This window comes from Oleiagrimonas sp., assembly GCF_027858935.1.
Lineage (GTDB): Bacteria > Pseudomonadota > Gammaproteobacteria > Xanthomonadales > Rhodanobacteraceae > Oleiagrimonas.
The window spans coordinates 1-5,292 of the sequence record NZ_JAQIBU010000144.1 but is presented as its reverse complement, the minus strand read 5'-3'; the positions used below and the strand labels follow the sequence as shown (position 1 = coordinate 5,292).

Sequence of the window (5,292 nt, the reverse complement as noted above, 5' to 3'; positions counted from 1 at the left end):
GCCAAATCCACGCCAATGGTTATAGTGCTCATGGAGACTTCCTCTTCGAGTGAAGGTTGACCAGCATCACCATCATGGCCCTCGAGGCCGAAAGGGGAGGAAGTCTCTTTTTACTCATTTGCTTTATGAACGTTATGCCCACCGCTCACCTGATTATTTCAGAAACAGGAGATCGTGCTCATGTCTACCCAAACATTGAAACGTAGGGTCGCTTTCGTAGTAGCAGGCTTGGTGATAGCCGGCACAGCACTTCCTGCCGTATCAGGTCCATCGGGTGCCCAGGCCCAGGCCACCACGGATAACAGTATCGCCCCAGCAACGCGAGCCGCATTCAACAAGGACTTGCAAGTCATGCACGCCCAGATGATGCAGCTGCGCTCCACGCACGATCAGGCAGCCCGCATGAAGCTGCTCGCTGATCACATGCACACCATGCAGAACACTCTGCACATGATGATGGGACAAGGTGGCATGCGGGGCGGCGCCGGCGGCATGGGTCCCGGCATGATGCAGGGCGGCAATATGCGTGGTGCTGACGGCATGATGGGTAACAGCCGGATGATGCAGATGATGATGAACCAGATGATGCAGCACCAGCAGGCGATGCAGGGTATGGGATGCGGCAACTAGGCCGTTGCCTGGTGGCTGGAAGCGCGCCTGGGCGTTTGTCATTCAAGGATGAAGATAACCGCTCGTTGGCGCGTCTTCCGCCTTGCCGGCGTTGGCGAGGGAACCGACGCATGTTCGGTTCCGTACGTTTTCATGCCATGGTGCTCGTGGCTATCGTGGTTGCGTTCCTGGCCGGCTGTTCCATTACTGGAGACTCGTTGGGGGGCAACGCCGCACATGGGCAGAACATCGCCGCGTCGCGTTGTGCCGCATGTCATGGCGCCGACGGCAACAGCGCCACGCCCGCGATCCCCCGGTTAGCCGGACTCAACTCCGTGTACATGTATCGCCAGCTTGTGGACTTCAAGCATGGTGCACGGCCGTCCAGTGTGATGGCCCCCATCGCGGCCGCCCTGGCGGACGAAGATTTGAGAGATGCCGCAACTTTCTTCGCTGCACAGGCCCGCGGTAGCGACGCGCCCGGTCCGTATGCGTTGATTGCGCAAGGTCGCCGACTCTTCCTTTACGGTACTTCAAGTGGCAACGTGCCCGCCTGCGCCGCATGCCACTCTCCGGGTACGGGGGGCATGGCAGCGCATATGCGAGGCGGCATGGGCATGGGCCACATGTCCATGATGGGCGGGATGTTTGGGCGCCGCGCACCCTCGCTCTACGGGCAGCACGCCGACTATGTGGTCGGCCAATTACGCGCATTTGCCGATGGCACGCGCCCGGCAACCATTATGGCCCCCATCGCCGGCGCCCTGACGGCACGACAGGTCCAGGCTGTCGCCCATTATGTGGCTGCACATCCCTAAGGAAACTCTGATTTTGCTTCGCTGTCGAAGCATGCACCTGTCCGAGAGAGTGTAGACGATGCCCGATCAGCTGACCTTGGCCACGCAATCCGATGGCGGATTTGAAGCACACCGCAAGGCCACTCGACGTGACGTGTTCCTGGCCGAGATGGACAAGGTCGTGCCGTGGTCGGAGCTGTGCGCGGTGATTGAACCGTTCTAACCGAAGGCGCGCCCCGAAGGTGGTCGCCGTCCGGTGGGTCTGGAGCGGATGCTGCGTATCCACTTTCTGCAACAGTGGTACGCGCTGAGCGATCCGGCCGTGGAAGAGGCCTTGTACGACTCGGCGTCGATGCGGCGGTTCGTGGGGATTGATCTTGGGCGCGAGCCGGCGCCGGATGAGACGACGGTGTGCAAGTTCCGCCACTTGCTGGAAAGGCAGGGGCTGGCCAAAGAGCTGTTCAAGGCGGTAAATCGGCATCAACACAGCAAGGGCCTAAAATTGTCGCGGGGAACGATCGTGGACGCGACCATTCTCGGTGCACCGTCCTCGACGAAGAATCGAGACAAGGCGCGTGATCCGGAGATGCGTCAGACCAAGAAAGGCAACCAGTGGTATTCGGGCAACTGCTCCTGCGTTGCCTCAACTCCGGCATCCCTGCCGTCGTCGGCATGAAGGCGCACATTGGCGTGGACGAGGCCACCGGCCTGGTCCACAGCGTGGTGACGACGGCGGCGAACGTGGGCGATGTCACCCAGGTGGTAGATTTGCTGCACGGCAAAGAGAACGCCGTGTTTGGAGACGCCGGCTACACGGGTGCCGAGAAGCACGCACCGGACAAGCGTGGGCGAAAGTGGCATGTCGCGGCCAAGCGCAGCAAGGTCAAGGCGATTGAGGATGAGACTTTGCGCGCTCTGACCGAACAGATCGAGCACATCAAGGCATCGATCCGTGCGGCGGTCGAGCATCCGTTCCGCGTGGTGAAGCGCCAGTTTGGCCATGTGAAGGCACGCTATCGCGGACTGGCCAAAAACGGTGCGCAGATGCTGTCGTTGTTCGCGCTGGCTAACCTGTAGATGGCGCGCAAGCACTTGCTGGCCGCGACAGGATAGGTGCGCCTGAAAGACGCATCGCCGCGGTCAAACGCGGCGATGCCATACAAAACAAGCGACTGCTGACCCAAAAAACGGCGTGAATGATCGTCGTCAGGCCGTGTGCTTCATGCTGAACCGGTCCGTTGGCACAGGCGAGGGTTATTCAGACCATCCCTTGAGATCGAAATCAGCTGAATATCCCAGCAATTCCCGAGTAAAGTCCGAGTCCGGTAGTCAACGCGATCGTGGCGGCAACGACGGCAGCATAGACTCCCTTGAGCCTGTATGGCTCGGGCAACGCACGCCGCGCCAACATGAAGAGAAAGCCGAGCACGATCAACAGCAGCAGTGCATTCATCACCTGCACGGCCACGCTGAGCTTGACCAGATCAATACCGGAGACCACCAGAAGTCCGCCGAGCACCAGGGTCAGCATGTAAACCACATAGAACCAAGGCGCCTCCCGTGGACTCTGCGCCAGTTGGTGCTTGAAACCCATGATCTCTCCTAGAGCACGGGCGGCCGTAAGCGTCACCACGATCGTAGCAACCAGAGAAGCACCGATCATGCCCAGGGCAAACATCATGGTCCCGCTGAACTGACCAAGAAAAGGTGTGACTGCGTTCGCAATCTGCTGCACCGTATCCAGCGATTGCCCCGTTGCCTTGCGTCCGATGGTCGCCGCGGTAGCAACCAGCACGGCGCCCATGATCAGTTGGGTGACGACTGACCCTATCGCCGTATCCCAACGAGCAGCGCGCAGGTCGGCAACCACCAGGCCCTTCTCGACCACGGCCGATTGTTGATAGAAAACCATCCACGGCATGATCACTGCACCGATATTGGCTGCAACGAGGTACAAATACTTGGTATTCGTGATGGGTATATCGAATGCCTGAGCGAGCGCTGTGTGCAGGTCCGGCTTGGCCCTGAACGCCACGAACAGGAACACGCATTCAAACAGGCCCACCGCCAGCGCGATGCGTTCGACGGTCAGATAAGATCCCTGGATCGCCATGAACGTAAGGCCGACCACCACGATTGTCATGCTGAGCCAGCCCGGTATGCCAATGAGTGCCCCGACGCCGGCGATACCGCTCAACTCTGTAATCAGGGCACCTACGCAGGCAACCAGCAAGGTCGACACCGATACCCAAGCCCAGCGGGCACCAAAATGTTTGCGGATGGCATAGCCATGGCCATGGCCGGTCACCACGCCGAGGCGAATCGTGAGCTCCTGCACGACGAACAGTATCGGGATCATCACCGCCTGCAACAACAGCAAACGATAGCCCGTTTGCGCGCCACTCTGTGCCGCGGTAATGATGCTTCCTGCATCGGTATCGGCGAGCATCACCACGATGCCCGGACCCGTCACAGCCGCAAATCGGGCCCACCGTGTGCGACGGCGAATGGATACTTCAGTGACGAAATCTCTCATGGACAGATCAACTTGGTTTGCCGTCTAACTGCGGCGTCAGAAAGATCCAGGTTGAGCGCAAAACCCACAGCAGGAAGGCAAGCAACCAGCCCCAGGCAGCGAGCGCCAGCCACAAGAACACATCGCCGCCGAATTCCGCGAGAATGCGCAGCAGAGCTACTCCCTGCAACAGCCCGAAGCACAGCCATAGCACCGCGCCCATCTGCAGCGGCCTGCTGGAGTGGCCCTGGTTCACCCGGGTCACCATGGCCACCAGCATCGAGCCGAAATAGCCGATCGCCAGCGCATGCAGCGGCGCCCGGTAAAACAGCAGCTCACCGCGGCTGGCGTAGATCACATCCTGTACGGCGTACAGCACAAACGCCAACGGCAGCCATGCATAGGACAGGTACAGCACGGCCAACAACCCCGGTCGCATCGCCTTCCACGGCTGCCAAGTCAGCTCCAGCGTCCACCAAGTCATGCTCAATATCACGGCGATCGCGCTAACCAGAAACACAAACGATGCAGCGCGGCATCTCAGCGAAGGTGGCGGCATGTTGTTCGGTGAATGGCGGTTTGAGCATGATACTTGCGGCATGAATGAGAATGATTCTTCATGCTGACACGCCGTGACCTGCGCCTACCATGATCTATATCAAGTGATCGACTGAGGCGAAGCCTTGCAAGATTGAAACAAACCTTGCTACCGATTCCTACACCGACTGCCCGCCCAATCTGGTGTAGGCCTGCGGGATTCAGCAATTCAATCTCACGTCTATCAATCTTGAGCTTCCTATCGCTGTGTAGGAACGTACTGATGGCCGGCATGGTGCCGACGATGCTGATGGCGATGAAGCATGTGCCCGGCGCGCACAACCCCTCCGGCGTCGCGTTCTGGTTTGTGATGTCGATGTCTCTCCTGGTGGGATTCGTGACGGCTTACCCGATGAACTGGTGGCTGGTCTCCAGACACTTGAAGCACGGGATGATGACGGTGCGTGCCCCGGGCCAACACCCAGATCATCAAGCACGGTCATTCGCGCATGAAAAAACTGCCATGCGCCATGTCGGGAACAAGGCATCGCTCGAACCGGAGAGCATGCACCGCGCAAGAGGCAAAAAGGCATCCCGGGATGCTATTGCAGGAATGACCATGCTTTCGATTGCGCTGTTGGCGCTTGGCTTGGCTCTTGCAGTACTTCTTGCATGAACGACCTTTATCCAGGCGCCTTGTATGCGTCGTACATCGGCGACTCGTGGGTGCGCAGGTTCGAGGCCACTGCCACTATGCCTCGCGTCCCCGGCAGGCTGGTCTTTGATCGGCGGATCCCGCGTGTACGGGTGGACTTGTGAAACATCTGGCCTGCA

5 protein-coding genes and 1 pseudogene are annotated in these 5,292 nt (G+C 59.5%); 4 read left to right on the top strand and 2 right to left on the bottom strand.

The genetic code is table 11. From position 1 onward, the window contains the following. The first annotated feature begins 174 nt into the window (after nucleotides 1-174). The 3 genes and pseudogenes from PF446_RS05370 (at nucleotide 175) to PF446_RS05360 (ending at nucleotide 2,483) form a co-directional block, all read left to right on the top strand. Nucleotides 175-630, top strand: a complete 456-nt coding sequence (locus tag PF446_RS05370; RefSeq protein WP_298070219.1) for a hypothetical protein — start codon at nucleotides 175-177, stop codon at nucleotides 628-630. A 110-nt stretch (nucleotides 631-740) separates the two neighbouring features. Beyond that, nucleotides 741-1,427, top strand: a complete 687-nt coding sequence (locus tag PF446_RS05365) for a c-type cytochrome (protein ID WP_298070218.1) — start codon at nucleotides 741-743, stop codon at nucleotides 1,425-1,427. Between the two features lie 58 nt (nucleotides 1,428-1,485). Beyond that, a pseudogene (locus PF446_RS05360) lies at nucleotides 1,486-2,483 on the top strand (IS5 family transposase). Nucleotides 2,484-2,688: 205 nt separating this feature from the next. On the opposite strand, the gene PF446_RS05355 reads toward PF446_RS05360, so the two are convergent. Together PF446_RS05355 and PF446_RS05350 are read right to left on the bottom strand one after the other, a co-directional pair. Continuing rightward, nucleotides 2,689-3,942 (bottom strand): divalent metal cation transporter, encoded by a 1,254-nt coding sequence (locus tag PF446_RS05355; protein ID WP_298070217.1) that lies wholly within the window; start codon nucleotides 3,940-3,942, stop codon nucleotides 2,689-2,691. Between the two features lie 7 nt (nucleotides 3,943-3,949). Beyond that, nucleotides 3,950-4,480 carry an NnrS family protein gene (locus PF446_RS05350; protein ID WP_298070216.1) on the bottom strand — a complete coding sequence of 177 codons (531 nt, stop codon included), beginning with the start codon at nucleotides 4,478-4,480 and terminating at the stop codon, nucleotides 3,950-3,952. A gap of 132 nt (nucleotides 4,481-4,612) precedes the next feature. Here PF446_RS05350 and PF446_RS05345 point away from each other — a divergent pair, with 132 nt between their 5' ends. Continuing rightward, nucleotides 4,613-5,134 (top strand): DUF4396 domain-containing protein, encoded by a 522-nt coding sequence (locus PF446_RS05345; RefSeq protein WP_343224658.1) that lies wholly within the window; start codon nucleotides 4,613-4,615, stop codon nucleotides 5,132-5,134. Nucleotides 5,135-5,292: the final 158 nt, after the last annotated feature.